The sequence below is a fragment of the Pseudomonas sp. 5C2 genome (assembly GCF_034314155.1).
Lineage (GTDB): Bacteria > Pseudomonadota > Gammaproteobacteria > Pseudomonadales > Pseudomonadaceae > Aquipseudomonas.
Genome location: NZ_JAVIWH010000002.1, coordinates 1,542,200 through 1,567,677 on the forward strand (window position 1 = coordinate 1,542,200; position 25,478 = coordinate 1,567,677).

The 25,478-nt window shown below is 57.9% G+C and carries 22 protein-coding genes and 5 pseudogenes; 17 read left to right on the forward strand and 10 right to left on the reverse strand.

The genetic code is table 11. The annotated features are described in order from the left end of the window. Window positions 1–213 precede the first annotated feature (213 nt). The 3 genes from RGU44_RS07740 to RGU44_RS07750 are packed head-to-tail and all read right to left on the reverse strand — an operon-like array spanning window position 214 to window position 2,763. Window positions 214–972 carry a PAS domain-containing protein gene (locus tag RGU44_RS07740; RefSeq protein WP_322179081.1) on the reverse strand — a complete coding sequence of 253 codons (759 nt, stop codon included), beginning with the start codon at window positions 970–972 and terminating at the stop codon, window positions 214–216. Further along, complete coding sequence (locus RGU44_RS07745) at window positions 972–1,637, reverse strand: response regulator (protein WP_322179080.1); 666 nt, start codon at window positions 1,635–1,637, stop codon at window positions 972–974. The genes RGU44_RS07740 and RGU44_RS07745 overlap by 1 nt, the downstream gene beginning before the upstream one ends. Then, a complete protein-coding gene (locus RGU44_RS07750) occupies window positions 1,606–2,763 on the reverse strand; it encodes a sensor histidine kinase (protein WP_407074646.1) in 1,158 nt (385 codons plus the stop codon). The genes RGU44_RS07745 and RGU44_RS07750 overlap by 32 nt, the downstream gene beginning before the upstream one ends. Before the next feature lie 281 nt (window positions 2,764–3,044). Between RGU44_RS07750 and RGU44_RS07755 the strand changes: the two genes are divergently transcribed. From RGU44_RS07755 to RGU44_RS07795, 9 genes are all read left to right on the forward strand, one after another. Then, window positions 3,045–3,590, forward strand: a complete 546-nt coding sequence (locus RGU44_RS07755; protein WP_322179079.1) for a dimethylamine monooxygenase subunit DmmA family protein — start codon at window positions 3,045–3,047, stop codon at window positions 3,588–3,590. Next, entirely contained in the window at window positions 3,587–4,528 is a 942-nt protein-coding gene (locus tag RGU44_RS07760; RefSeq protein ID WP_322216529.1) for a PDR/VanB family oxidoreductase, read from the forward strand. The genes RGU44_RS07755 and RGU44_RS07760 overlap by 4 nt, the downstream gene beginning before the upstream one ends. 9 nt (window positions 4,529–4,537) lie before the next feature. Beyond that, window positions 4,538–5,554 carry a DUF3445 domain-containing protein gene (locus tag RGU44_RS07765; RefSeq protein WP_322216532.1) on the forward strand — a complete coding sequence of 339 codons (1,017 nt, stop codon included), beginning with the start codon at window positions 4,538–4,540 and terminating at the stop codon, window positions 5,552–5,554. A 53-nt stretch (window positions 5,555–5,607) separates the two neighbouring features. After that, on the forward strand, window positions 5,608–6,738 hold the full coding sequence (locus RGU44_RS07770; protein ID WP_219059846.1) for an aminomethyltransferase family protein: 1,131 nt from the start codon (window positions 5,608–5,610) through the stop codon (window positions 6,736–6,738). A gap of 39 nt (window positions 6,739–6,777) precedes the next feature. Next, window positions 6,778–7,644, forward strand: a complete 867-nt coding sequence (gene purU, locus RGU44_RS07775; RefSeq protein ID WP_322179076.1) for a formyltetrahydrofolate deformylase — start codon at window positions 6,778–6,780, stop codon at window positions 7,642–7,644. Window positions 7,645–7,706: 62 nt separating this feature from the next. Next, entirely contained in the window at window positions 7,707–9,074 is a 1,368-nt protein-coding gene (locus tag RGU44_RS07780) for an NAD(P)/FAD-dependent oxidoreductase (RefSeq protein ID WP_322216534.1), read from the forward strand. A gap of 29 nt (window positions 9,075–9,103) precedes the next feature. After that, a complete protein-coding gene (locus RGU44_RS07785; RefSeq protein WP_322179074.1) occupies window positions 9,104–11,446 on the forward strand; it encodes a DUF1989 domain-containing protein in 2,343 nt (780 codons plus the stop codon). Window positions 11,447–11,662: 216 nt separating this feature from the next. After that, window positions 11,663–13,342: an APC family permease gene (locus RGU44_RS07790; RefSeq protein WP_322216536.1), complete on the forward strand. Its 1,680-nt coding sequence runs from the start codon at window positions 11,663–11,665 to the stop codon at window positions 13,340–13,342. 182 nt (window positions 13,343–13,524) lie between these two features. After that, complete coding sequence (locus RGU44_RS07795; protein WP_322179072.1) at window positions 13,525–14,565, forward strand: GGDEF domain-containing protein; 1,041 nt, start codon at window positions 13,525–13,527, stop codon at window positions 14,563–14,565. Between the two features lie 246 nt (window positions 14,566–14,811). Here the strand turns inward: RGU44_RS07795 and RGU44_RS07800 are convergent. Beyond that, window positions 14,812–15,102 (reverse strand): annotated as a pseudogene (locus tag RGU44_RS07800) (IS630 family transposase); the annotation flags it as partial. A 71-nt stretch (window positions 15,103–15,173) separates the two neighbouring features. On the opposite strand from RGU44_RS07800, the pseudogene RGU44_RS07805 reads away from it, so the two are divergent. Together RGU44_RS07805 and tnpB are read left to right on the forward strand one after the other, a co-directional pair. After that, window positions 15,174–15,713 (forward strand): annotated as a pseudogene (locus RGU44_RS07805) (electron transfer flavoprotein subunit alpha/FixB family protein); the annotation flags it as partial. A 301-nt stretch (window positions 15,714–16,014) separates the two neighbouring features. Next, window positions 16,015–16,143 carry an IS66 family insertion sequence element accessory protein TnpB gene (gene tnpB / locus RGU44_RS24975; protein ID WP_369125131.1) on the forward strand — a complete coding sequence of 43 codons (129 nt, stop codon included), beginning with the start codon at window positions 16,015–16,017 and terminating at the stop codon, window positions 16,141–16,143. 5 nt (window positions 16,144–16,148) lie between these two features. Here tnpB and RGU44_RS07810 read toward each other — a convergent pair whose 3' ends face one another. Then, on the reverse strand, window positions 16,149–17,033 hold the full coding sequence (locus RGU44_RS07810) for a LysR family transcriptional regulator (RefSeq protein ID WP_322216538.1): 885 nt from the start codon (window positions 17,031–17,033) through the stop codon (window positions 16,149–16,151). Window positions 17,034–17,165: 132 nt separating this feature from the next. On the opposite strand from RGU44_RS07810, the gene lldD reads away from it, so the two are divergent. From lldD to RGU44_RS07825, 3 genes and pseudogenes are all read left to right on the forward strand, one after another. After that, entirely contained in the window at window positions 17,166–18,308 is a 1,143-nt protein-coding gene (lldD, locus tag RGU44_RS07815) for an FMN-dependent L-lactate dehydrogenase LldD (RefSeq protein WP_322179070.1), read from the forward strand. 8 nt (window positions 18,309–18,316) lie between these two features. Further along, complete coding sequence (locus tag RGU44_RS07820) at window positions 18,317–19,333, forward strand: FUSC family protein (protein ID WP_322216541.1); 1,017 nt, start codon at window positions 18,317–18,319, stop codon at window positions 19,331–19,333. 121 nt (window positions 19,334–19,454) lie between these two features. After that, window positions 19,455–19,796 (forward strand): annotated as a pseudogene (locus RGU44_RS07825) (transposase); the annotation flags it as partial. A gap of 234 nt (window positions 19,797–20,030) precedes the next feature. Here RGU44_RS07825 and RGU44_RS07830 read toward each other — a convergent pair. The 3 genes and pseudogenes from RGU44_RS07830 to RGU44_RS07840 form a co-directional block, all read right to left on the reverse strand. Continuing rightward, window positions 20,031–20,132: pseudogene (locus tag RGU44_RS07830) on the reverse strand (AAA family ATPase); the annotation flags it as partial. 118 nt (window positions 20,133–20,250) lie between these two features. Further along, window positions 20,251–20,447, reverse strand: a pseudogene (locus tag RGU44_RS07835) (IS5/IS1182 family transposase); the annotation flags it as partial. 95 nt (window positions 20,448–20,542) lie between these two features. Next, window positions 20,543–22,095 (reverse strand): IS3-like element ISPpu4 family transposase gene (locus RGU44_RS07840; RefSeq protein WP_250690811.1). Its coding sequence is split into 2 segments (ribosomal slippage): window positions 20,543–21,633 and window positions 21,633–22,095, totalling 1,554 coding nucleotides; the frame shifts between segments, so codons are not numbered across the junction. 317 nt (window positions 22,096–22,412) lie between these two features. Between RGU44_RS07840 and RGU44_RS07845 the strand changes: the two genes are divergently transcribed. Further along, on the forward strand, window positions 22,413–23,201 hold the full coding sequence (locus tag RGU44_RS07845; RefSeq protein WP_322179068.1) for a glycosyltransferase family 2 protein: 789 nt from the start codon (window positions 22,413–22,415) through the stop codon (window positions 23,199–23,201). A 128-nt stretch (window positions 23,202–23,329) separates the two neighbouring features. Next, on the forward strand, window positions 23,330–23,722 hold the full coding sequence (locus RGU44_RS07850) for an NUDIX domain-containing protein (protein ID WP_322179067.1): 393 nt from the start codon (window positions 23,330–23,332) through the stop codon (window positions 23,720–23,722). Between the two features lie 83 nt (window positions 23,723–23,805). Here the strand turns inward: RGU44_RS07850 and RGU44_RS07855 are convergent, their stop codons facing one another. Further along, window positions 23,806–24,246, reverse strand: a complete 441-nt coding sequence (locus tag RGU44_RS07855) for a GNAT family N-acetyltransferase (RefSeq protein ID WP_322179066.1) — start codon at window positions 24,244–24,246, stop codon at window positions 23,806–23,808. A 255-nt stretch (window positions 24,247–24,501) separates the two neighbouring features. Here RGU44_RS07855 and RGU44_RS07860 point away from each other — a divergent pair, with 255 nt between their 5' ends. Then, a complete protein-coding gene (locus RGU44_RS07860) occupies window positions 24,502–24,930 on the forward strand; it encodes a GNAT family N-acetyltransferase (protein WP_322216543.1) in 429 nt (142 codons plus the stop codon). 100 nt (window positions 24,931–25,030) lie between these two features. Here the strand turns inward: RGU44_RS07860 and RGU44_RS07865 are convergent, their stop codons facing one another. After that, window positions 25,031–25,420, reverse strand: a complete 390-nt coding sequence (locus RGU44_RS07865) for a hypothetical protein (RefSeq protein ID WP_322179064.1) — start codon at window positions 25,418–25,420, stop codon at window positions 25,031–25,033. Window positions 25,421–25,478: the final 58 nt, after the last annotated feature.

The following is a 25,478-nucleotide window of genomic DNA, read 5'->3' on the forward strand; positions in this document are numbered from 1 at the left end:
CGAGCCACTCCCGGAGCTGGCGACGAGACACGCAAGCTGTTGAGAATGTCTACACCCGGTTCAGGTGGCAGTAAAGAAAAGTTTGCCCGGTCAGGCAGGTGTTCTCTGCAAAGAGCAAAACCTGAGCCACTGGCAAAAGCACGTAGCTCATTATTTACGTTAACGTAAAGGTAATAGCAAGTACCGGCTAACAGCCCTACACGTCGGGTCTGCCTATGGAGTGACAATTTCAAAAATCGCACCCTCGATACCCAACACCTCGCGACTGTCCGAATAGATGCCGACGCCTTTTTCCCAGACGTTCTTGATCGAGTTGTCTGCGCAGCGAATCCGGTACCTGAGTTCGTAGGGCTGGTACCGGGACAAGGCGTATTGAACCTCACGCCAGACGTAATCCGCATCGTCGGGGTGGATCAGGCTGTTGTAGGTGCAGTCGTGGCTGTCCATCAAGCGCTCGGCGGGATAACCGGTGAGCTGCAGACAGCCGGCGCTGACGAACTCCATGGTCCAGTCGTGGTTATTGCGGCCGCGATAAATCAGGCCGGGCATGCTGTCCAGCAGGCTGAGGGCGCTGCGCTGACTGGCTTGCAAGGCAATCTCCCGGCGCTTGTGCTGGGTGATGTCGTTGACCACCAGATAAAACCTGACATCACGCCGTTTCAGGCTGATGTCGAACCAACGCAGCTCACCTTGGGGATGCACGAAACGCAGGCGCTGATTGAAGGAAATATCAGGGCGGCGGCGTAATTCATACAACGCCTGCCGCCACAGGGAACGGTCTTCCTGATGCACGTATTCAACCATGTTGCGTTCATCACCCGGCAACTCCATCAGGTCGGCCCAGGCGGCGTTGTAGTGGGTGATCTCGCCTTTGTCAGTGAGTTCGAGCAAGGCGATGGGGAATACATCCAGATACTGCAGTGCCTGGCGGGTGAATATTGACTCAAGCGTTGTCGCGCTGTGCTCGGCCATCAATGCCGCTCCTCTTTTCTCATTGATGCAGCCTTGTGCACCCAGGCTGCCAGCTCCAGTCGCGAACGCAGATTGAGCTTCTGCAACAGGTTCTTCACGTAGATTTTCACCGTGCCGTCGCTGATACCCAGCTCACGACCTATCTGTTTATTGCTCATGCCCGAGGCGATCAATGCCAGCGTTTGTGCCTCGCGATCAGTCAGGCCGCAGTCTTCCACCCCGTCCAGCGCTGCATCGGCACTGATGTCGTTGTGCCCGGCCAGCAGCGAGACCAGACAGTCATCCAGGACAATCGCGCCTTTGCTGCAATTGCGCATGTACGCCAGCAGCGCTTCCGGCTCGGTTTCCTTCAAGACATAGCCGCTGGCGCCCAGGCGTAAGGCAGTCAGCAACTCGCCGCGATCCATCGAAGCGGTCAAGACCACAATCTGGCACTCGAGCCCCAACTGCTTCATCTCGTCGAGCACCTGCAAACCACTCAAGCCCGGCATATGCAGGTCCAGCAGGACCAGCTTGGGCGCCAGGCGCAGGGCCAGGTTGATCCCTTCCCTGCCGCTGGCGGCCTGGCCCACCACATCGAAGTCATCGCTGGCGGCAAACAATTGCGCCAGCCCTTTGCGGAACAAGGGATGGTCATCGATCAACAATAAGGTCGTGCTGCTCATCGAAGCGCCTCAGTGGGTCGTCATTGTTCTGGATAAGGCTCAGGTGCACGCGAGCGCCGTGAGGACGGATAGTTTCGATGGACAGCTGTGCGCCGATGGTCGAGGCGCGCTCACGAATGATCGCCAGGCCATAATGATTCTCCTCCAGCGACGCGGGGCTCAAGCCGATGCCGTCATCTTCGACAGTCACCGAAATCTCGCCTTGCGGCGTCTGGCGCAGTTCGATCCGCACATGCCGGGCGTGGGAGTGCCGCACCACGTTGGCCAATGCTTCCCGGATGATCTGTAAAATTTGCAATTCGGTTTCCGGGTACAGCGCATCTTCGGTCAAACGATTGTCCAGCTCGAACACGATGATGCAGCGTCGGGAAAACTCGGCCACGGAATCAGCCAATGCCTGACGCAGCGAGCGTCCATCCATGGTCAGGCGAGCGCTGGTGATCAGCTCGCGCACCTGGCGTTGAAGCTGGCTCAACCCGCCGCGTAAATCGGTCAGCAGAACGGCAGCCTGCTCGGGCTCACGCAGTGCTGCCTGCATCAGGCTGGCCTGAAACGACAGATAGCCCAATTGTTGTGCAACCGAATCGTGAAGTTCGCGCGCCAATGCACCGTGCTGGAACGTTGCCTCTTTGCGTTGCTGCTCACGCTTGTGACACAGCAACTGCATCGTCACCCCCACCACCCGTGCCGTTTCCCCCAACAAGCCATGAAACCCGCGACTGGCAGGGTATGGCGTGTCCAGCAACAAGACTCCGCGCTTGCCGGGTGCAGTGCCCGGCAGAGCGGTCAGCAATCGATGACGCCCGCGGCGCTGGCACGCCGGACACGCCAACGGTGCTTCAGCCATCTCGCCGTCGCGCCACGGGCAACTGGAGACCTCATCACACGGGCTGACCATCGCCCGGCGCTTGGGACCGAAGTCTTCGCCAGGCAACAACACCCCCAGCTTGCTACCAGGGTTCAGCGCTTCGAATCGGTCGAGAAAATGGGGCAAAGCATCGTCTGCGCGTGCCAGGCATAGCGGCAGTTTGGCCAGCAAGGCGCGCACGTCGTCCACCTGACGTGGTCGCGTGCGCAGGAACCATTGGCCCAACCACCCGGGTCGCATTGGAGCTTTCAATGACATCCGCCTGCCCTTTGGAAATCTATGGCGTTTGCCGAGCAACTTCCATGCCTTCGCGGTGATTAGCGGCGGACTACTCCAAAAGAGATATCTCTTTTTCTAGATTGAGCAGTAATTCCTTTTGGGAAACTATCTTCCCCACCAGGAAACAACGACACCGATCCTGCGCACGGTAAATCACCGAAAAGCAGCGCACCAGGCTAAGGCCAAACGCCCGGCCTGCGCACCAGATCAGGACGTTCAATCGACCGATTTTGAAATACTGAACCACCAGGAGGGCTGCAATGACTGAGACACAAAGCGCTGCGCCGTACAGACCGCATAGTGTGCCGGTGTACCGCGAACCGATGCTGCGTACCCATGCACTGCATCACATTCTGGTGACGCAGTCCGCCACTTCAAAAGCGCTCGGGCACTTGATCCAGCACTTTGATCACACCACGCTGCCCGCCCCCCGAGTGCTCTGCGCCGGAGTAGATGGATTTGAGCAGCAACTAAAAGGGTTGCTCCATGCTGCAGCGATCGGCACCCACCTTTATATCCTCGGAGACGAAGCGTTTCTTTGGCACATCCACGGCATAGCTCACGCGGCGGGAATGCACGACGACGAAATCGACCTGATCGAATCCGGACCGACAAAACGCCGGGTGTATTGCGTGCACTGCGCCAGCCTTCAGGACAGTGGTCCCGAAGGCCAGGTGACCTGCGTCCACTGCCACGTCCTGTTGGGTGTGCGTGAGCATTTTTCCCAACGTCTGGGGGCTTACCTGGGCGTCTGCGAAAACCCCGATCAGCCCTACTCGCAAGCCAAGTCAGGAGCACGACCATGAGCTCGGTTCTGGAGGTGCGGATAACCGACGCAAAAATGCTGACCCCAGTGATTCGCGAGCTCACGTTTGTCAATCCTTCCGGACGCTTGCCGGGGTTTTCCGCGGGCAGTCACGTGCAGGTCCATCTGCCGTTAGGTGAACGCAATCTGCGCAATGCTTACTCGCTGACCAGCGACCCTGCCGACCTCCACCACTACCGCATCGCCGTGCGTTTGCAGGACGACTCCCGTGGCGGTTCTCGGTTTTTGCATCAACAGGTGCAGGTCGGCGACAGCCTGCGCATCTCGCCCCCGGCCAACCTGTTTGCCCTGCACTCAGCCGCCCGCCAGCACATCCTGATTGCTGGCGGCATCGGCATCACGCCGTTCCTGGCTTACATCACTGCGCTGGAACAACGTAACGCCGATTTCGAGCTGCATTACGCCTACCGCAAAGGCCTGACCGACGCCTACACCGACGAACTGCAACAACGCCTGGGTACGTGTCTGCATGGCTATGACCGCAGCGCTGGCGAAACCCTGGATCTGGCGGCAGTGCTCAGCGCGCGGCCATTGGGCAGTCATGTGTATGTCTGCGGCCCGGAACGCTTGTTGATGGGCGTAAAGGAACAGGCCAAAGCCCTTGGCTGGCCGGAGGGCCGAGTGCATTGGGAAGCCTTTAGCGGTGCGGAGCCGGGCCTGCCGTTCAGCCTGGAGCTGGCGCGCAGCAGACGGCGGATTCAGGTCAGCGCCGAGCAAAGCCTGCTCGAGGCGCTGGAATCAGCCGGTGTGGAAATCCCCAACCTGTGCCGTGGCGGGGTCTGCGGGCAGTGCGCCACGCGCCACCTCAAGGGCGATATTGAACACCGCGACCATGTTCTCAGCGCTGCCGAGCAGGCTGAATTCCTTATGCCCTGCGTCTCTCGCGCCTGCGGTTCTTCCGTTTTGCTGGACCTCTAGGAGTCGACCATGACCGTTCAATTCAGCCCTCTGGAAAGCTACCGGGATACGTTCAGCTTTCGCAACAGTGCATTCGCCATCGAGCGATTCCCCTTTCCGTTCATCGAAGACAGCTACATGTACTCGGTGAACATCGAACCGGCACGTGCCAAAGAATCGGGGTCGGTTTACCAGCACTGGTTCGACATCGACGAGCATTACCGTTCGGAAATGGCCGAGCGCGCCCTGGTTCTGGACAGAGACCCAACCCGCTATCTGGTCATGCCGCATATGCAGGAAGCGGCCTGGGATGCCTTGCAAATGTTCATGGAGCATCTGTCCGCCGACTACCCGCAGTGGTTCGAACTGAGCTGCAACGGGGATCGTTGGCATTGGCGTAACAAGGCGCTGGACATTGATCAGGCGTTTACCTTCGGCGATGCCTCGACCCTGCCCTGCGAACCTCTGGAGTTCATCACCCGCCAGGTACAAGGCGACATCGCCTTGCTCGACCAGCGTGACGGCGATCTGTTCATGGACGCAGGAATGGTCACCAACCCGGCTGACTGGTCCCTGGCTTTCGACGCAGGGATGAGCTTCAAGCAATGGCACTCACCGGTTCCGATGGCCAACCAATTGGGTATTTTCGAGCGGGCGCTGAAGCATCTGCTCAACATTCAAGTGGATCACCCCGTGCGTCGGTTGAACTGGACGCTGACCATCAATCCGCGCCTGGACTCTTCGCCCGAGACCTTTCACGAATGGGGTGCCGAACGCGGCAGTGTCACTGCCGACAACGTCGGGCAACTCGTGCACCTGCGTGTGGAACTGCAATTCATGGCGCGTTTGCCCCGCAGCAACGGCCTGATGTTCAGCATTCGCACCTACCTGATCAGCATGAACGAACTGGTCAGCCAACCCGGCTGGGGCTGCCGTCTGCACCGGGTGCTGCGTGATTTGCCCGACCCCATCGCCGACTACAAGGGCATGACCCGCTATCGGCAAACCCTGGTCGAGTGGTTAAGCCGCTTCGATACCCACTCCTGAAAAGCTGACCCGAACACTTTTCGTTGCCCTTTTTCCAGACAAGGAATCACCACATGGCCCATTCATGGCGCATCTCCGCATTGGCTGAACGTCACCGCGCGCTTGGCTCTCAGCTTGAAGACTGGAACGGCATGGGCACCGCCTGGACCTATGCCACAGACCTCGCCGACCACCATCAGGCGATCCGCACACGCGCTGGCCTGATGGATGTATCGGGACTGAAAAAGGTCCATTACGTCGGCCCTCACGCAGAAAGCCTGCTGCAATGGGCGACCACCCGTGATATCGCCAAACTCTACCCCGGCAAATCGGTGTATGCCTCGATGCTTGATGAGGACGGCAAGTTTGTCGACGACTGCATCGTTTACCGTACCGGCCCCAATGCGTTCATGGTGGTCCACGGCGCAGGCACTGGCTACGAGATGCTGGTACGCGCAGCACAAGGCCGTCAGGTCGCGGTGTTGTTCGACGACGACCTGCATGACCTGTCGTTGCAAGGGCCGCTGGCAGTGGACTTCCTCGCCGAACACGTACCGGGCATCCGTCAGCTGCCGTATTTCCACCATCTGCAAACCAAGTTGTTCGGCCGTCCGGTGATGATTTCCCGCACAGGCTATACCGGCGAACGTGGCTACGAAATCTTTTGCAAAGCCGCTGATGCCCCGCTGTTGTGGGACGAGATCCTCGAACAGGGCGCGAGCATGGGCATCATTCCGTGCGCCTTCACCGCCCTTGACTGGTTGCGGGTGGAAAGCGCGCTGATGTTCTTCCCCTATGACAACTCGCAGATGTACCCCTTCGCCGATCAAAAGGCCGGCGACACGTTGTGGGAGTTGGGTCTGGATTTCACCGTATCCCCGGAGAAACAGGACTTCCGCGGCGCCCACGAACACTTCCGTCTGCGCGGCCAAGAGCGCTTCAAGATTGCCGGCGTGCTGATCGAAGGCGCCCGCGCTGCTGATGCCGGCGACACCCTGTGGCACGACGGCAAACAGGTCGGCGTCATCACCTGTGGCATGTATTCACGCCTGAGCAAACGCTCCATGGCCATCGCCCGCATTGCAGTTGACTGCGCGGCGCCAGGCGTTGCCCTACAGGTGCGCGGCAGTTTGGAGGCCAGCGCCATGACCCACGCCCTGCCCTTCGATGACCCGGAAAAAACCAAACGCACTGCCAAAGGCTGATCGACCGCCTGCGCCACTTCAACTACGAGGGAGACCCTGATGGACACGTCACACGAGCATTACATCCTCAAGATCAGTTGCCCTGCCGCCTCAGGCATTGTTGCAGCGGTCACGTCCTGGCTGGCCGAACAGGCTTGCTATATCAGCGAACTGTCGCAGTTCGATGACGAATTCACCGGACGTTTTTTCATGCGTGCGGTGTTTCGCTTCAACAAGAACGTGGTCGGTGACACCGCTGCGTTACGCCAGGGCATGACCGAACTGGCGGGTGGTTTCGACATGCAATGGCAACTGTTCAGTTCGGCTAAGCCGGCCCGCGTACTGCTGATGGTCAGCAAGTTCGACCACTGCTTGACCGACCTCCTGTATCGCCACCGTAAAGGCGAGATGGACATGCAAATCACCGCCATTGTCTCTAACCACCTGGACTTGAGGCCGATGGCCGAACGCGAGGGCATCCGCTTTATCTATCTGCCGGTGACCAAAGACAGCAAATCCAGCCAGGAAGCCGAGCTGTTGCGAATCGTCGAAGAGACCGAGACCGACCTGGTAGTCCTCGCACGCTATATGCAGATTCTGTCGGACAACCTGTGCAAGCAGTTGTCCGGCCGCGCGATCAACATTCACCATTCGTTCCTCCCCGGTTTCAAAGGCGCCAAGCCCTATCACCAGGCTTACGAGCGCGGCGTGAAGCTGATCGGCGCCACCGCCCACTACGTCACCTCCGACCTGGACGAAGGCCCGATCATCGAGCAGGAAATCCAGCGTGTGGACCACACCTATCTGCCCGATGCGCTGGTCGCCATCGGTCGCGACACCGAAACCGTCGCACTTTCCAAAGCCCTGAAATACCACCTGGAACACCGCGTGTTCATCAACCAGGACAAGACGGTAATTTTTCGTTGATGAGCCAAGGCTTCAACGACTCATCGCCCATTTCAGACAGACCCAAGACACGAGGCACGAACATGACCCTACGCGTTGCAATCATCGGCGCTGGCCCTTGCGGTATGGCGCAACTCCGGGCTTTTCAATCGGCCAGGGAGAAGGGAGCAGAGATTCCCGAGCTGGTCTGCTACGAGAAACAGCAAGACTGGGGCGGCATGTGGAACTACACCTGGCGCACCGGCCTGGATGAAAACGGCGAGCCGGTCCACGGCAGCATGTACCGCTACCTGTGGTCCAACGGCCCAAAAGAGTGCCTGGAGTTTGCGGACTACACCTTTGAGGAGCATTTCGGCCGCCCGATAGCCTCGTATCCACCACGGGAAGTGCTATGGGACTACATCAAGGGCCGCGTCGAAAAGGCCGGGGTTCGCGATTACATCCGCTTTAATAACGCGGTGCGCCACGTCAGCTACGACCCGCAAAGCAAGCGCTTTACAGTCGTCGCCCAAGACCACAACAGCAATACCCGGACCTCGGAAGAGTTCGATTACGTCATCAACGCCAGCGGCCATTTCTCGACGCCGAACATGCCGTATTTTCCCGGTTTCGAACATTTCGGCGGGCGCATCCTGCATGCTCACGATTTCCGCGATGCGCTGGAATTCAAGGGCAAGGATCTGTTGCTGATCGGCAGCAGCTACTCGGCCGAGGATATCGGCTCGCAATGCTACAAATACGGCGCCCGCAGCATTACCAGTTGCTACCGCACCGAGCCGATGGCGTATGACTGGCCTGCCAACTGGGAAGAAAAGCCGCTGCTGCAACGCCTGGAGAAAAACCGCGCGTACTTCATCGATGGCAGCCACAAGCACATCGATGCGGTGATCCTCTGCACCGGCTACAAACATAACTTCCCGTTCCTGCCGGACGAACTGTGCCTCAAGACCGACAACCGTCTGTGGCCGATGAACCTGTACAAGGGCATTTTCTGGGAATCCAACCCGCAGATGATGTACCTCGGCATGCAGGACCAGTGGTACTCGTTCAACATGTTCGACGCTCAGGCCTGGTATGCCCGCGACGTGATTCTGAAACGCATCGACCTGCCCGATCAGACCCACATGATCGCTGACAGCAAACAATGGCAAGCGCGTGAGCTGGCGCTGGAAACCACCCCGCAAATGTTCGAATTCCAAGGCTCATACATTCAGCAACTGGTGGATGCCACTGACTACCCGAGCTTCGATATCCCCGCCGTCAACGACACCTTCCTGAACTGGAAGCACGACAAAGCCGAAAACATCATGGGGTATCGCGACAAGTCCTATCGCTCGCTGATGACCGGCACCCAATCACCGCCCCATCACACGCCCTGGCTCGAAGCACTGGACGACTCCATGGCCGCGTATCTGGGCGATGTGCCCACTGCCATCAAATCCGTCGGCTGAGCCTGTACGCCAGATAAAGGAGCATCCGCATGAGTGCACCGAGTGTTTCGCACCCTTGGGAACCGGGGTTGTTTGCCCGGGCGCCCGCGATTGAGCGCTATCGGGTAGCCGGTGGCGGCCTGACGCTGATCGCCCTGGAACCCGGCGACACCCTGCAAGTGATCGATATCGAAGGGTTGCAACCCTGCGAGCTGCTGGCGTTCGACCGACTAGGGCGCACAACCCTGGCGGCGTTGGGGCTGGTGGCTACATGGGGGTGCCGGTTTATCGCGACGCAGCTCGCTGAACCCAGCCTGCAAACCCGACGCATTGTGCAAGCGCTGGGCAAGCGCGGCGTCGATCCGCATCGACTTCCCGATTCGGCTTCGCTGTGGGACGAAGACTCACCTGCCGGGTACAGCCGCAGCTTCGTGGCGGGCGAATCATTATTGGTCATCGTCGCTGCGCCGAGTGAGCCCGGCGCGGTCGATCTGCAACAGACGGCCAGCGAGTTGCGACTGATCGTGCAGCGGGCCAATCCCTCGTCGATTCTGGTCCCGCCCCTGCCCGAGCCGTTAGGTGAGCCGCTGCAGGAGTTCACCGTTCGCGCGGGCACTGCGCACAGCTACACCGTGCGCCAGGGCCAGTACATCCAGGTGCTTGACGTTGCCGGACGGCAATGCTCGGATTTCGTCGCCCTCAATCGCCGGGCACTGGATCGCCAGCAAGAGCTGGACCTGGACCAAACCGTCACGCGGACCCTCAACGGTAACGCCTACCCCGCTCCGGGCCTGTTCGCCAAGTTTTTCGACCGGCAGATGCAGCCCATGCTGGAAGTGGTGCGCGACACCGTGGGCCGCCATGACTCCTTTGCCCTGGCGTGCGCCGCTCGCTACTACGAAAGTCACGGCTATTTTGGGCACGACAACTGCAGTGACAACATCAGTCGCGCGCTGGAATCCTTCGGGGTACAAGCCCGCAGCGGTTGGCCGGCCATCAACTTTTTCTTCAACACAGGGATCGATGCCCACCAGCAAATGACCCTGGATGAACCCTGGTCCAGACCGGGAGATTACGTTTTGTTGCGGGCCATGACCGATCTGGTCTGCGCCAGTTCGTCGTGCCCGGATGACATTGACCCGGCCAACGGCTGGAACCCGACCGACATCCAGATTCGTGTCTATTCCGACAAGGAGCGCTTTTCTATCGCCATGGCCACTCGAAAAACTGCTGATGCCGACCCGACGCTGACTCGTGAGTCTGGCTTTCACTCTCGCACCAGCGCCCTCACCGGCAGCTTCACCGACTACCGCAACTGGTGGTTGCCGCTGCGCTATGACGGGTTCGGCGCCATCGATGAATATTACGGCTGCCGCGAACGGGTGGCGGTGATGGACCTGACCGCCCTGCGCAAATTCGAAATCATCGGCCCGGACGCTGAAGCCCTGCTCCAGTACTGCCTGACCCGCGACGTCCGGCGCCTGGCCATCGGCCAAGTGGTGTATTCGGCGATGTGCCACGAACACGGCGGCATGCTCGACGACGGCACCCTCTTACGTCTGGGGCAGGACAACTTCCGCTGGATCTGTGGCGAGGATTACGCCGGGGTCTGGTTGCGTGAGCAAGCGCAAAAACTCGGGATGAAAGTCTGGGTCAAGTCTGCCAGCGAGCAGATTCACAACCTGTCGGTGCAAGGGCCATTGAGCCGTGAGTTGCTCAAACAAATGGTCTGGACCCCAGCCACTCAGCCGACCGTGGAAGCACTGGGCTGGTTCCGTTTTCTGGTTGGTCGGCTGGACAACTACGACGGTTGCCCGTTGATGATTTCCCGCACCGGCTACACCGGCGAGCTGGGCTATGAAGTCTGGTGTCAGCCGCAAGACGCCGAGCGGGTCTGGGATCGCGTCTGGCAACTGGGCGAACCGCTGGGCATCGTCCCGCTGGGCCTTGAAGCGCTGGACATGCTGCGCATCGAAGCCGGGCTGATATTTGCCGGGTACGAATTCAGCGACCAGACCGATCCTTTTGAAGCAGGGATCGGCTTCAGCGTGCCACTCAAGAGCAAAACCGACGACTTCATCGGCCGCGACGCCCTGCTGCGACGCAGTGCCAATCCGATGCACAAGCTGGTAGGCCTGCAATTGAGTGGCAACGAAGGCGCGCATCACGGCGATGGCGTGTACAGCGGCCGCGCGCAGGTCGGCGTGGTCACCAGTGCCTGCCGCTCACCGTTGCTGGCCAGCAATATCGCGTTGTGCCGGGTGGATGTCGCTTGTGCCGACGTGGGCACAACGCTGCAAGTGGGCAAGGTCGATGGTTTGCAGAAGCGTATCGACGCCCAGGTCATGGCACCGATTTTCTACGACCCGGACAAAAGCCGGGTGCGCAGTTAAGCGATAGAACACGTCATTGCAGCACCGAACACTGTTAATCGAACACTGTTACTGCGTTGCCAACCAGCGAGACCAAGAGTCGTTAAACAAGACCGCAAGCACTCGCTGACCGGCACCCTGACGTCTGCCGAATACGCTGTTCCGGCTCGACGGAGGGGATGCTGGTTCAACTTCCGACTGCCCCCGACAACTCTACTTACACATGGGATAACAGAAATGGAAGCGACTACGTTCGAGACCGTACCGCAGGAAGGCCAGACGGCCGGCAGCCTGCATCGCAAAATTGACTGGAGAGGTGCGTTCTGGGTCGCCAGCGGCGTACCGGCACTGGTCTTGTTCTCCATTGGTGCGATTGCCGCAACGGTGGGTAAACCGGCATGGATCGTCTGGATCATTTCGATCCTGTTCGGCTTTATCCAGGCCTTCACCTACGCCGAAATCGCCGGGTTGTTTCCGCATAAATCCGGTGGTGCATCGGTCTATGGTGCCGTGGCCTGGGTGCGTTACAGCAAGCTGATCGCCCCGGTGTCCGTATGGTGCAACTGGCTGGCGTGGTCGCCGGTGCTATCCATTGGTTCGGGGCTGGCGGCCGGCTATATCCTCACTGCGTTGTTTGCACCCGATGCACTGATCAATACGTGGCAGTTAACGCTGCTGGACCTTGGCTGGATCAAAAGCGGGTTGTCCCTGCGCCTGAACGCAACCTTCCTCGTGGGCGTGGTGATTCTGCTCGGGGTGTTCGCGGTGCAACACGGCGGCATCCTGCGCTCGGCGCGCCTGACCTTGATCCTCGGCGTCACCTCACTGATCCCGCTGCTGTTGGTCGGCGTGGTGCCGTTGCTGACCGGCGATGCCACCCACGCTAACTTCCTGCCGCTGTATCCCTTGGCTCACGATGCTGGCGGGCTGGTCATTGATGGCGCCTGGGACATTTCCGGTTGGTCGTTGATGGCCGGTGGCTTGTTCATGGCCGCGTGGTCGACCTACGGTTTCGAGACCGCCGTGTGCTACACCCGCGAGTTCAAAGACCCTAAGCGTGACACCTTCAAGGCGATTTTCTATGCCGGTCTGCTGTGCATTCTGGTGTTCACCCTAGTGCCCATGGCATTTCAGGGCAGCCTGGGTCTCGGTAAACTGGTCAGCGCGGCGGTGGTGGATGCCAACGGCGTAATCACCACCCCAGCGGTCTACAGCGGCCTGCTGTCCCCGGCTATCTACAGTGGCATGGGCGTGGGTCAGGCCATGGCCGACAGCATCGGTGGCGGCAAGCTAGTCGCCAATATCGTCCTGATTATGCTGATCCTCGCCACCTTGCTGGCGATCATGACCTCGATGTCCGGCTCGTCGCGCACCTTGTACCAGGCCTCCGTGGATGGCTGGCTGCCGAAATACTTGGGCCGCACCAACGAACACGGTGCCCCCACCGCAGCCATGTGGACCGACCTGTCGTTCAACCTGCTGCTGTTGCTGATGTCCGACTACGTGTTCGTCCTCGCGGCGTCCAACGTCAGCTACATCATCTTCAACTTCCTCAACCTCAACGCCGGCTGGATCCACCGCATGGACCGCCCGGACTGGGTGCGCCCGTACAAAGCGCCAACCGTGTTGCTGGTCCTGGGGGGCGTACTGAGCTTCGTCAACCTCGCGTGCATGGGCCTTGGCGCCGACATCTGGGGCGCAGGCACCCTGTTCACCGGCGTGCTGCTGGCGCTGCTGATCATCCCGGTGTTCTTCTATCGGCACTACGTACAAGACAAGGGCCGCTTCCCGGCCGCCATGATGACCGACCTGTATATCCAGGCAGATGACGGCGCCAGGCGCGCAGGCATATTGCCGTATGTGACGTTGGCTGCGGGTGTGCTGGTGGTGTACTTCTGCCATCGGTTGTTGGCGTGAAGGACTGAGCCGCTGAACCTTGAGTGACGGGCGAAGAGACAGGCCTGGAGGTGCAATCTACGTACTGTAGATGAGCCTTCCGGGCCTGTTTATTTATACAAAACCCTGCTTGTTTTGTGAGTCGTCGCGAACGGTGGAACCTTGCTGTATATTCGCCAAAAATAAACAACAACAGTGACGTTATGAACCCATCAAAGAAGCGTGCGACTGCCCTGGCACTCTATCCAGAAGATACCCGCGAGGCAGCGGCCCTGCTGAAGCAAGCTGTACCTTTGATGGTGCGTCATAACATTGCGCCCAACCCGGTGCACTACGCCCTCTGGTACACCTACAGCAAAGGCCAGGCACCAGAACTCAATCGCCACCTGGATCGGGTTGTCCGAGACTTCGACTATTTCCCCCCGGAGTCCGCTGCCAAGCTTTTTCGCGAATACATCATCCACGACGAACTGGAGGATGCCCGCATCGGTCAGCAACAAGCGATCAGTCTGGTAGACGGCATGGAGCGCGACGTTTCGCATAACGTGAAGGGCAATATCAACTTTCAGGCGAGCCTTGGGTATTGCCTAGAAATGCTTGATGAGCCGATCGATGATCGATTACCCAGCATACTCAGCGAGCTGCAACAGAGCACCCAGCTCATGCAGGATCAGCAAGAGCTTTTCCTGTCCCAGCTGCATGCTGCTCAAAGTGAAATCAAGAACCTACGAGGCAAGCTTGAACGTGCCCAGCTGGCCGCGACGCTGGACGGTCTGACCCAGGTGTTCAACCGGGATACCTTCACCCGGCTGCTGGAGCAAGCGCTAAGCAACGCGCCCCAGACTGTGGCCTTGGTCATGCTGGATATCGATCACTTCAAGCAATTCAATGACCAGTACGGTCACCCTTTAGGTGACCGCGTGCTCCAACACGTCGGCCAGGTGCTACGGGACTCACTTCCCCCTCACGCTGCGGCGGCCCGCTACGGCGGTGAAGAGTTCTGCGTCATCCTGAACCAGTGCACCGATCTCGGCAGCGCCCATGCCTTCGCCGAGCAACTGCGCCTGAAAATCCAGTCATTACGGATCAAGGCTCGTAAAGCTGACAAAGTACTCGACACGATAACGGCCTCCTTTGGTGTCGCACTCTTCGAAGCCGATGACACCCTGGAAAGCCTTGTCACTCGTGCCGATGACGCGCTTTACCAAGCCAAACGCAATGGGCGTAACCGAGTGCACCGGTAATCAACCCTCGGCGAGCGGTTGCCTTAGCCGCGACGCTCATATCGAGCGACGGGGTTAGTTTGTTTGGCAGGCTCACGTCTGCTAAAGCCAGGGCGTAGCATCCAGTGGTTCATTTCGGCAAAGCCGGCTTTGCCGGGAAGTGACCAGAGAGGGTCAGATTTCGAGCCTTTGCAGGCAGTCACTACAGGCAACAATCGGCCAACATCGTTGAAAAACATTTATCTAGTGTACTGTTTTCAAAATAGCTTACCCATTCATCTGCGCTTCCATCACATCGCGTGCTCGCCGAATCTTGCTCAAAATCTCCTCTCCATTTGCGTTCCAAACGTACCGGGTCGGTTGCGCGTTTCGTAATGCCAGGAAGGTGGTAATCGAGCTTTCCAGCTCGCGTACGCAGCCGAAACTGCCGTCGCGTAAGAACACGGTAATGTCCCTGAAAAATCGCTCGACCATGTTCATCCAGGAGCTGGAGATCGGTGTGAAATACACATGGACGCGCGGATGTTTCGCGAGCAAGGCCTTCACCTTTGCATGCTTGTCAAGTCATTGGCAGCCCATAGCTTGTGGACGGTGGTCGCCGAGATGCCAGCGGCACGGGCCATGCTTCGAATGTTGCGCCGCTAGTGACTAGCCTGATGCTCGAACAACACACAATTTACAGCCATGTCCTGGCCTAGGCTACGTCCAACGGCAAGAACATCCAGCCGCGCGTTGCTGCGCAGCTGGACGTCGACCAGATATCCGAGATCATCTCGGTTGAAAGCACTGACACCTTCAAGCGCCCGATCTACGCTGGTAACGCCATTGCCACCGTACAGTCCAACGCAGCGGTCAAGGTCATCACCTTGCGTGCCACCGGTTTTGACCCGGTGGCTTGTGAAGGTGGTTCGGCGGCTGTTGAAGCGGTGACGGCTGCTCACGACGCGGAAATTTCCAGCTTCGTCGGGGAAGAACTGGCCAAGTCCGATCGGCCGGAACTGACCGCTGCCAAGATCGTCGTTTCCGGCGGTCGCGATATGCAGAACGGTCAGGCCGGCAAAATCGTTGCGCCCCAGCTGTACATCGCCGTCGGTATTTCCGGTGCGATCCAGCACCTGGCCGGTATGAAAGACTCCACAGTGATCGTGGCGATCAACAGGGATGAAGAAATCTATAACGCGTCCAACATTTTGGGGTCAGATCAAATTAAGTGGACACCATTTCTAGCTCTATTTAAGCCCATTCCTCATGCAGCCAAAACGCCTCTTCTATCTCAAATCATTCAAGGCCCAAGTCATCCAGGAGTGCCTCGAACCCGACGCCACTATCGAAGTTCCACATGCTCGTGGCACCGTAGATGTAAGTTGGCCAGTCGAGAGGCCAGGTGCCTGCGCAGGTTTCCTTCGAGACCTGCTGCGATGATTCGCATCGACGCGATCTGGCTTGCCGTCGAACCCATGGACGCGCGCGATGGCACTGAAACCGCACAGTGCTTATCTTTTCGCCAACCGCCGCGCCAATCGGTTGAAAGTCTTGGTTCACGATGGCTTTTGGATTTGGCTGGCTGCTCGTCGCTTGAACCAGGGCCGTTTCGTCTGATCTGGTCACTTCCTCATTGCTCTAGCCACCGCCAACCAAGCCCCCGCCGCAGGCGACAAATGCGCGTCCTTGCGCCACGCCAACGCGATATACCAATCCGTATCCGGCTCATCCAGCGCCACCAACCGAATCCCGCCGTGATAGTGCTTCTGCGCCAGCATCCTCGGCAAAAACGCCACACCCAGCCCCGCTGAAACCAGATCCACAATAAAGTCGACCTGACCGCTGCGTGCTGTCACCTTGGGCGTAACGCCCTTGCGGTCGCACGCCACCTGAATCATGGTATTCAGTGCAAACCCTTCCTCGAAAAGGATAAACGGCGTATCGGCCAAGTCTGCGATGTCGACGCTGTTGCGTTCGGCCATTGGGTGGTTCTCTGCCATAACGACCACCAGTGGCTCGATGCGCACATCCTGGTAATCGAACTCTTCGTTAAACGATTTCATCTTTAACAGCGCAGCCAGGTCTACCTCTCCCGACTTCAGGCATTCATTCAGTTTCCTTGCGCCGTGTTCAATGAGTTGAATTTCGATATTCGGATAGCGGGCGCGGTATTCGGTGAACATTGCGGCGAAGAGTACGCCGCTGGCCACGGGTGGCAGGCCGATGCGCAGTACGCCACCTTTGAGACCGCGCAGGTCGTTGACTTCGGCGATGAGATCGTTGTGTTCGGCCAGTAGGACGAGGGCGCGGCGATATACGATTGCGCCGGCGGCGGTTAGTTCGCTTCGGTGGCCGATGCGGTTCAACAGCGGCGTGCCTAGGTCATCTTCCAGGGTCTTGACGGCCTTGCTGACGGTGGATTGGGTAAGGGAGACCACTTCGGCAGCCTGGGAGAAGCCGCCTTGGCGCACAACTTCGACAAAGGCGCGTAATGTTCGAAGGTTCATGAGCATTCCATTTCCGACTTAATTGTAGTTGTAAAAGTTGTTATTATCATAGTCGATATTTCCTTACTCTGAACCTACAGCGAATGCCTTGCGGCCTCGTTTAGTAGACTTCTTCCCCAAGGAAAAACCGTCATGATTATTTCGTCGGCGTCTGATTACCGCGAAGCGGCCAAACGTAAACTTCCGCGTTTTCTGTTTGATTACATCGATGGCGGTGCCTATGCAGAGCACACGCTGCGAGCCAATTGTTCGGACTTGGCCGATATCAGTTTGCGTCAGCGCATCCTCAAGAATGTCGACAACTTGAGCCTGGAAACCACGCTCTTTGGTGAACCACTTGATATGCCGATTATCCTCAGCCCCGTAGGCCTGACCGGCATGTATGCGCGCCGGGGTGAGGTGCAGGCGGCCAAGGCAGCGGCGAAAAAGGGGATTCCGTTCTGCCTGTCGACGGTGTCGGTGTGCTCCATTGAGGAAGTAGCGTCGCAGAGCGCGCAGTCGATCTGGTTTCAGCTGTATGTGCTCAAAGACCGTGGCTTTATGAAGAACGCCCTGGAGCGTGCTAAGGCTGCCGGAGTCAAAACGCTGGTGTTCACGGTCGATATGCCGACGCCCGGCGCCCGTTATCGCGATGCTCACTCCGGTATGTCCGGGCCGTACGCCGCACCTCGGCGCATTTTGCAGGCCATGACCAAACCGGACTGGGCGTTGAATGTTGGCCTCCTCGGTCGCCCTCATGATCTGGGCAATATCTCCAAATACCTGGGCAAGGCCACCACGCTGGAGGACTACGTGGGCTGGCTGGCGAACAACTTCGACCCGTCCATCAGTTGGAAAGATCTGGAGTGGATACGCGAGTTCTGGAAAGGCCCGATGATCATCAAAGGCATTCTCGACCCGCAGGATGCCAAGGATGCGGTGAGCTTCGGGGCGGACGGCATTGTGGTATCCAACCACGGTGGCCGTCAGCTGGATGGCGTGCTGTCCACCGTCAAGGCGTTGCCGCCGATTGCCCAGGCTGTCGGCAGTGATCTGACGGTGTTAGTCGACTCCGGTATTCGCTCGGGTCTTGATGTGGTGCGCATGCTCGCCCTGGGCGCCAAAAGCGTGTTGCTCGGGCGCTCGACGGTCTATGCGCTGGCCGCCGATGGGCAGCGTGGTGTAGAGAATATGCTGGAGATTTTTGCCAAGGAAATGCGTGTGGCCATGACGTTGACCGGGGTGACGTCGATTGAGCAGATCGACGCAAGTACCCTGGTTCAAGCAGCCGTTTGAAGGCCGCCATGCAGCATTCATTGCCCGCCAAAGCGCTCCAATCACTGCGTAGGCTGCACGATATCCCTGTGGGCGAGGTCGTGTGCGGAGGTATTGTCTGTACCGCTCCCGCGTTGCTGGCGGCTTATCTGCATAACCCTTTGTTCAGCTGGTCAGCGATTGCCGCCTTCTGGACCTACCTGTCGCTGGTGACTGGAGGCTTTTGGACGCGACTGTCACTCGCCCTATCATTCGGTGTCGCGGGCGCCCTGGCTTCGGGGCTCGGCGCCTGGACGGTCGCCTATCCGCCCGTCGTGATCGTGCTCGCCGCGATCACAGGTTTTGGCGGCGCCGTGGCCCAAGGCGGCGGAACGCGAATCGGGTTGCCTGCCCTGTTGGCGGCGACGGCCTTCGCGGTTTCAACCGCTTTCCCCGGTAAAGACTTTGCCCACGGCATGACCTACGCCACTTACTTTCTCTACGGCAATCTGTGGGCCACGGGCTTTGCCCTGCTGCTGTGGCGCATTGAAAAGCCCCATGCAACTTCAATAAAAGAGGCTGCCCAGGCGAGCTTCACGCTTACGTCTGACCTCACCCTTCACGGGCTGCGTGTCGGCTTGGCGGCGGCGATCTCGGTGGGGCTCGTCCAATACTGGAGGCTGGACCATGGCTACTGGATGACCTTGACGGTATTTTTCATCATGCAGCCCAAGTTTTCCGGCACCTTGAAAACCTCGCTTGAACGGGTCGCAGGCACCTTGCTCGGCAGCCTGTTGGCCGCCGCCCTGGGGTCGTTCATTCACTCGCCCCTGTTATTGGCAGCGCTGATCCTGCCGCTCTCGATTGGCACGCTGGCAGGGCGATCCATCAGTTACAGAGCCTACATACTGTTTCTGACACCGCACTTTATTCTCGTTGCAGAGCTGGGCCAGCCGTCTGCGTCGGAACTGGGGCTGAGCATTCTTCGGGTCTGTAACAGCCTTGGTGGGGCATTGCTGGCTGTCGGGATTTCACTGTTGGTTTATCCGTGGTGTGGGCGGCGCTGAGCAGCCTTCCTCTTGCGACCACTACCCTACCTCTGTTGGCGGAAAATACGCGCTACAAGAAGCACACCGCCGCACAACAAGGTAATGCCGTTCATCACTGCAGCGCTAGGCAAGGCGCCGGCTGGCTTGGATGGTGGAGGAAAAAGATATCGAGCCACATGTGCCGGTTTGGGACAAAACCGAGCGTAAAAACGGCAGTCTCTCGAGTACCGACTTTCAATGGAATGAAGAGGCGCGCGATGTTGCTCGGCGAATAGCCGCGACGCCGCAATATGTGTGCTCCCGCCACGAACGGAAGAAAGTCGAAATGTTGTTCGCTCACCTCGAGCGAATCTTGAAAGTGGATCGCTTGCGATTGCGAGGTATGAGCGGTGCGAGCGATGAGTTCACGTTAGCGGCAGCGATACAAAACTTGAGAAGGCTGGCCAAACTGAAATCCCACTGGCCGCCAACTACGGGATAGGTGTGCCTGAATTTACCAAAAAACCTCCAATCAACCCACTGACAAAGCTGCACCGGTCAACGCAGAACCGAATAACCACTCAACGTGGTAAATAAGCTCTGAAGTGACTGCTAACCTCGAAGTCTCGCAGCCTGAAAAAGTCGGCCCCGGTTTCCACCTGCGGATTCCACGCCACATGGGCACTCGTTCCACATTCACGTGGACAGGCAGTCGCAGCGACGCAGGTTCGCATTGTTAACCTGAAGTACCCACTGTCGTCAATTTCGTCGAGCGCCTGCGCATCGATTCGCCTTTGAGTTCAATGCGGTAAGCAATGATACCCCTACTCAGAATTGCTGTTTAGGACCCTGAAATATTGCCCGCAATGGCCCACGAATGGTTTTGCAAATGTGGACGCCGCTCGCCGCTTGGTTTATCCGCTGGTACAAATCAGCACTGCCACAACCGCATCCAGACGGCTGAACTGAATCCGATTGAGATAGTCGTAGATATAGATCTTCAGCAAGACCGCTGGGTGGTTAGCCCGACGACCAGTTGCAGCAGGATCGACACCCTCAAACCCGAGTGCCCCAAGGTGAGTTCATCGACAAAAACATCGACCATACGCACCGAATTTTCTTCCGCCACGTAATCGTCCAAACAGTCCGGCACCCAGGTGACTTGGCGATTGCCTCAGTGGGCATTGGACAGGGTTGTGGTCGATTCCAAGCGGCGTTTTGCAAGGTAGTTGTCGCGTCAGCTGTGTTTTATGCGGCTATTTTCAGTGTCGGTAACTCCCTTTCCGGATTGAGTGTGACCGCGCCGATGGGCTGCCAATTGCGTGTCGCACCTGACCAGCGATGTGGATGTTGATTACGAGCTTGCTGATACAGGGCATGACGCTTGGCCAAGATCTCTTGATCATCTCCTCGATGACGCTGCGCCGGGGTCACGAAGCGGATGCGGCTGTGGCGGTGTTGGTGGTTGTACCAGCGGATAAAATCGCGCACCCAGCTGCGTGCCGCGTCCAAATCTGCAAAACCACCAGGAGGCCATTGCGGGCAATATTTCAGGGTTCTAAACAGCGATTCTGAGTAGGGATTATCGTTACTCACCCGTGGTCGTCCGCGTGACGGGGTGATGCCGAGTTCGTACAGTTTGCTCAGCAACGTCACCGATTTCATCGGTGCACCGTTGTCCGAGTGCAGCACTAGGGGCCGTCCGGCGCAGCGTTCGGTGAGCACGGTGCGCTGCATCAGTTCGGCCGCCAGCTCGCCACTTTCTTGCTCGTAAACTTCCCAGCCCACGGCCTTTCGGCTGTAGATGTCCTCGATCAAATACAGATAGTAGTACTTCCCACGCACTGGCGATGGCAAGTAGGTGATGTCCCAAGACCAGACCTTATTGGCTGTGGTTGCGCTGTGAGTTGTCGGCGCAGCATGCTTGTGCGGTGCATGGCTGCGGCCACGTCGGTGCTGCTGATCAGCTTCCTTCAGGACGCGGTAAAAGGTTGCCTCTGAGGCCAGATAACGACCTTGATCGGCCAGTATCGGGACGATCTGGCTGGGCGGCAGGCTGACGAATGGCGGACTGTTGCAGACCTCTAAAATAGCGCAACGCTCCTGTTCACTCAGGGCATTAAGTGGTCGCGGACGTGACGTGGTGGTGCGCACGTCGGCCTGCATCACAGGCGTCAGCGCCCAGCGTTGCAGGCTGCGCAGCGACAGCCCGATCTCCGCGCTGGCAATAGTTTTGCGTGCACCAGAAGCAACGGCTTGGTTAAAACGTTCAACGAGTTGTTGCCGTTCTGGCAGCGAGGTCAGACGTCCTCGCTGTCGTTTCCCCAGAAGGCATTCATCTTTTTTCGCAGCACCAGAATCGCGGCGGTTTCTGCGAGCGCCTTGTCCTTGCGCCGCAGTTCACGCTCCAACTCGGCGATGCGTTTTTTGTCGGCGCGCGCCTGTTCTCGCTCGGCCTGGCGCTGTGCCTGGGCTGTTAGCTGGCCACTGATGCAGGCCTGTCGCCAAGCGCCGATTTGCTCGGGGTACAAACCCTTGCTGCGACAGTATTCGCTAAGCTCGATCTCGCTCAACGTGGCCGTGTGCAACACCGCTGCGAACTTGGCTTCAGCCGACCAGTTATCGGCACTGCTTTTATCTCCGGGCACCACTGCGCCTCCTGCTTTGAGCTTGGTTCGCCAAGCATACAGGGTGGCTTGAGAGATGCCTTCTTGACGCGACAACTCGGCCACGGACATGTTTTGAGGCGGCAGCAATTTGTTGATAAGGGCCGCTTTACGCTCAGGTGAATAGCTCGACATTACAGCTCTCTTTGGCGCCCCCGATCTATCGTTTTGATAAATCAGCTCAGGCGACAACTAGCCTGACACCGGGGGCAAGTGACCGCCTCTTTACTGATACTTTACCAATCGCTGACATTAATGTTCACCGGTTGCTTGATACTCCCTATCAACGGAGTTAGGCGCTGTATCGGAAATCTGCCTTGAGTCGACTGTTTGATGCGCGTTTGGCGGTGACGCTTAATGCACTCACGGAGACAAACACGTTGGCCAGAGGTGTATTGAAAACGGCCAAGCCATCGGTAACAAAAAATAAAGTGATAGAGGTTTGACGAACAATGTCCCATTCCACTCCAACCAAGACAAACTACAGTGTTGTGTTGGTTAATTACAAATCACTTGAGCTTACCAAGGCGTGTTTGGACCTGTTGCGCCAGGGGTTGCAAGATTCTGGAACACCCGTCTGGGTCGTGGATAACTACTCGGACGACGCGAGCAGTGAGTACCTGCGCACGTTGAACTGGATCAACCTGATTGAGCGCAAAAAAACCACGCCTGAGGCCGGAAGCGTTGCCCACGGTCGGGCGCTGGATACTGCGTTGGATAAGATCGATACTGAATACGTATTTTTGTTGCATACCGATACGCTCATTTATGATCTGAATGTTTTTTCCATGATGATCGGCCAGTGTACGGGTCCACGTGAGGTTGCGGCTGTTGGATGTGTAGAACAGTTGAATCGAGGCATGGGTCGATCGGCCTGGCGCTTGGCTACCCGTTTTATCAAACACTACGTTCGGCGTAGCTTGCGAGCGTTGGGCCTGAACGCAAAAGAACCGAAACCGTTCAGAGAAAAACATTTAAAGAGCTTTTGTACCCTGTGGAATGTGCGATTGATTAAAAAGCACGGGCTGCACTTCCTGACGGACGACCGCAACCCCGGCTATGAACTACAAGATAGAATGGCCGCGTGGGGATATCAGATTGTTTTTTTGTCCCCACGGAAAATATTCAGCTACCTTGATCATATCCAGGGTGGGACAATTTCAGCCATGGGCGGTTATGCGGGCAGTCACCGAAGAGTAAAGATGTATAATCAACTGACTAAAGAGAAACCTCTTTTTTAAAAACTTACAACTCAGATAACGATAATAATCCGACGATTCACCCTGAATATTGCAAAACTCCAATTTTTAAAATCAACACCCGCCTTGAGCAATGTTGCTCTGATCGTGCTTACCCAAGGGGACATGACATGCCAAGCGTTATCCACATTGCAGCCGCTCTCTTACTCAACCCACAAGGGAAAGCCCTGCTGGTGCGAAAACGCGGCACCACCGCCTTCATGCAACCCGGTGGCAAGATTGAACCCAACGAACGTCCGGAGCAGGCCCTGGTGCGTGAACTGAATGAAGAACTGGGAATAACCATCGATTCTGCAAGCACCCGGTATCTCGGGCGATTCAGCGCGCCCGCCGCCAACGAACCTGGCTTCGAAGTACGCTGCGAACTGTTCGAGGTCAGGATCGAGGGCGATGTCATACCCGCTGCCGAAATCGAGGAAGCTGTGTGGGTTGATGCACACCAACCCCTGATCCTGGAGCTGGCGCCATTGACACGAGATCACGTTCTGCCCCTCATCAAATGACCGGGTTACCCCCAATCACCAAGCTGTGCGCTTTCACACAGCCCGTGCGGTTCATTCAGAAGGCTAGAAAAACACAGGCCGTTTCAGGCCAGCCGTTTCAAAAAGTGATGGCAGGAAATCTGATAGTGGCGCTGCATGTAGAGTCGATGAGCTGCGCTCCTATCCGTGCCAACCCCAGAGTCAAGATGCACGGCCGAGCAACCCAGGCGCACTGCTTCGGCCTCAGCCCAATCGAGTAATTTCGAGGCATGGCCTTTGCCGCGCCACTGAGGCAGGGTCGCAATGTCCACTATGTAGAAAGACTTTCCTAACCAGAGAGAAAACTGAATCCTATAGCTCAATACACTTACAGCTGAGGTCGAACCATCTTCCCAAAGCCCGACAAGGTTGTAGCCATTGGGGCGAAGTAACTCGTCGATTGTCGAAGTAATCTCAGCCGGTGAGTATCGCGGCCACAACTCACATAAGGCCGCCGCGGCCTGGTCTGTGTCGGCGGCACTTATTGAATTAATGGTGAACGACATAAAACTCTCCTTGGGTAATTCACGCCGGGCGACTCAGTTGTCGTCAACCCTAATGGTTATTGATGCATGAGCGCAACCTGCGGGAAAGTTGCAGGGTGAATATCAGTTGCGAGGGGGATTAGTCGTGTCGGCCGATCAATCCATTGGAGATCGCGGCGTTTTGCAAGCGAGTCGTCGCGCAAGCAGCATCGCCATCCAGCGTTTACAATCATGCCGCGTATTGATTTCTGCCGACAACGCCGCACAGGAGAACTTATGACCGATACCCCTTACTGTTTCAGCTTAGGCGCTGATGCCGAGGCCATGGCTGTGGTGCGCCAAGGTCTGGAACGCTTCAATGTGGAGCAGATAGGCCCCTACGCCTACGAGGATTTCCAGCTCTATGCCCGCGATAGGGGCGGCCAGGTAATAGGAGGCATGTTCGGCCATTTCGGGATGGGCTGGCTCTACATTGACTATCTTTGGTTGAACGATACCCTGCGCAGCCATGGTCTAGGCGGTAAGTTGCTGAAGAGAGCAGAGGATGAAGCGCAACGTCGGGGTTGTAAGGGCTTGTTCCTCTACACCTACAGCTTCCAGGCGCCCGACTTCTATCAGAAGCAGGGCTTCCAGATAATGGGCGTGCTGGAAGATTGCCCGCCCGGACACCAGCGCTACTACCTGAAAAAAACACTCAAGGAGTAAGGCTATTGTCCGGTTTATCGATCCCGGGAAAACGGGGTAGATTTACTTTCCATAGCCTGGGCGTCAGCTTTGGGTGGATCTCTACCCGTAACGCGCGCCCTCAGCCAATACCGTGATCGTCGGGATGTCGCGATGGCACCAGGGTCGGGCTACGATCGCAGAGGCTAATCACCAGCCGCGCCACCAGGTCATGCAAGATAATGGTGTGGCGGTTGCCCGCAGTTTCGTAGTGCTGCTTGATCTTTGCCTTTAGGTCCCGATCACCACTGACCTCAACCAGGATATCCACCTCGCCAACGGCCTCGACCATCGCTATCGGGTCCGAGAAGCAGGGGATCTGCTGCTCGCGGGCCAAGGTCATCCCGGTGGAGTTGGGATCAAGGTCCGCGACACCGAGAACCTGAATGTAGTCATACTGCAGCAGTTCACGCAGCAGCGGTGAGCCGGTACGGCCTGCGCCGATCACGGCGATGCTGATGTTTTGCGACATGGGGGCAAACTCCTTTTCCGAATGACACGCCATGATGGCTTGAAGCCAGCATGCTAAC

Excerpts from the sequence above, each read along its gene's own strand:
- RGU44_RS07855 (WP_322179066.1), bottom strand. The coding sequence starts at position 24,246 with ATGTCGTTCACCATTAATTCAATAAGTGCCGCCGACACAGACCAGGCC.
- RGU44_RS07760 (WP_322216529.1), top strand. The coding sequence starts at position 3,587 with ATGAGCTCGGTTCTGGAGGTGCGGATAACCGACGCAAAAATGCTGACC.
- RGU44_RS07865 (WP_322179064.1), bottom strand. The coding sequence starts at position 25,420 with ATGTCGCAAAACATCAGCATCGCCGTGATCGGCGCAGGCCGTACCGGC.
- lldD (WP_322179070.1), top strand. The coding sequence starts at position 17,166 with ATGATTATTTCGTCGGCGTCTGATTACCGCGAAGCGGCCAAACGTAAA.
- RGU44_RS07740 (WP_322179081.1), bottom strand. The coding sequence starts at position 972 with ATGGCCGAGCACAGCGCGACAACGCTTGAGTCAATATTCACCCGCCAG.
- RGU44_RS07820 (WP_322216541.1), top strand. The coding sequence starts at position 18,317 with ATGCAGCATTCATTGCCCGCCAAAGCGCTCCAATCACTGCGTAGGCTG.
- RGU44_RS07755 (WP_322179079.1), top strand. The coding sequence starts at position 3,045 with ATGACTGAGACACAAAGCGCTGCGCCGTACAGACCGCATAGTGTGCCG.
- RGU44_RS07785 (WP_322179074.1), top strand. The coding sequence starts at position 9,104 with ATGAGTGCACCGAGTGTTTCGCACCCTTGGGAACCGGGGTTGTTTGCC.
- RGU44_RS07795 (WP_322179072.1), top strand. The coding sequence starts at position 13,525 with ATGAACCCATCAAAGAAGCGTGCGACTGCCCTGGCACTCTATCCAGAA.
- RGU44_RS07845 (WP_322179068.1), top strand. The coding sequence starts at position 22,413 with ATGTCCCATTCCACTCCAACCAAGACAAACTACAGTGTTGTGTTGGTT.
- RGU44_RS07860 (WP_322216543.1), top strand. The coding sequence starts at position 24,502 with ATGACCGATACCCCTTACTGTTTCAGCTTAGGCGCTGATGCCGAGGCC.
- purU (WP_322179076.1), top strand. The coding sequence starts at position 6,778 with ATGGACACGTCACACGAGCATTACATCCTCAAGATCAGTTGCCCTGCC.
- RGU44_RS07810 (WP_322216538.1), bottom strand. The coding sequence starts at position 17,033 with ATGAACCTTCGAACATTACGCGCCTTTGTCGAAGTTGTGCGCCAAGGC.
- RGU44_RS07750 (WP_407074646.1), bottom strand. The coding sequence starts at position 2,763 with ATGTCATTGAAAGCTCCAATGCGACCCGGGTGGTTGGGCCAATGGTTC.
- RGU44_RS07780 (WP_322216534.1), top strand. The coding sequence starts at position 7,707 with ATGACCCTACGCGTTGCAATCATCGGCGCTGGCCCTTGCGGTATGGCG.
- tnpB (WP_369125131.1), top strand. The coding sequence starts at position 16,015 with ATGGCACTGAAACCGCACAGTGCTTATCTTTTCGCCAACCGCCGCGCC.
- RGU44_RS07770 (WP_219059846.1), top strand. The coding sequence starts at position 5,608 with ATGGCCCATTCATGGCGCATCTCCGCATTGGCTGAACGTCACCGCGCG.
- RGU44_RS07765 (WP_322216532.1), top strand. The coding sequence starts at position 4,538 with ATGACCGTTCAATTCAGCCCTCTGGAAAGCTACCGGGATACGTTCAGC.
- RGU44_RS07745 (WP_322179080.1), bottom strand. The coding sequence starts at position 1,637 with ATGAGCAGCACGACCTTATTGTTGATCGATGACCATCCCTTGTTCCGC.
- RGU44_RS07790 (WP_322216536.1), top strand. The coding sequence starts at position 11,663 with ATGGAAGCGACTACGTTCGAGACCGTACCGCAGGAAGGCCAGACGGCC.
- RGU44_RS07850 (WP_322179067.1), top strand. The coding sequence starts at position 23,330 with ATGCCAAGCGTTATCCACATTGCAGCCGCTCTCTTACTCAACCCACAA.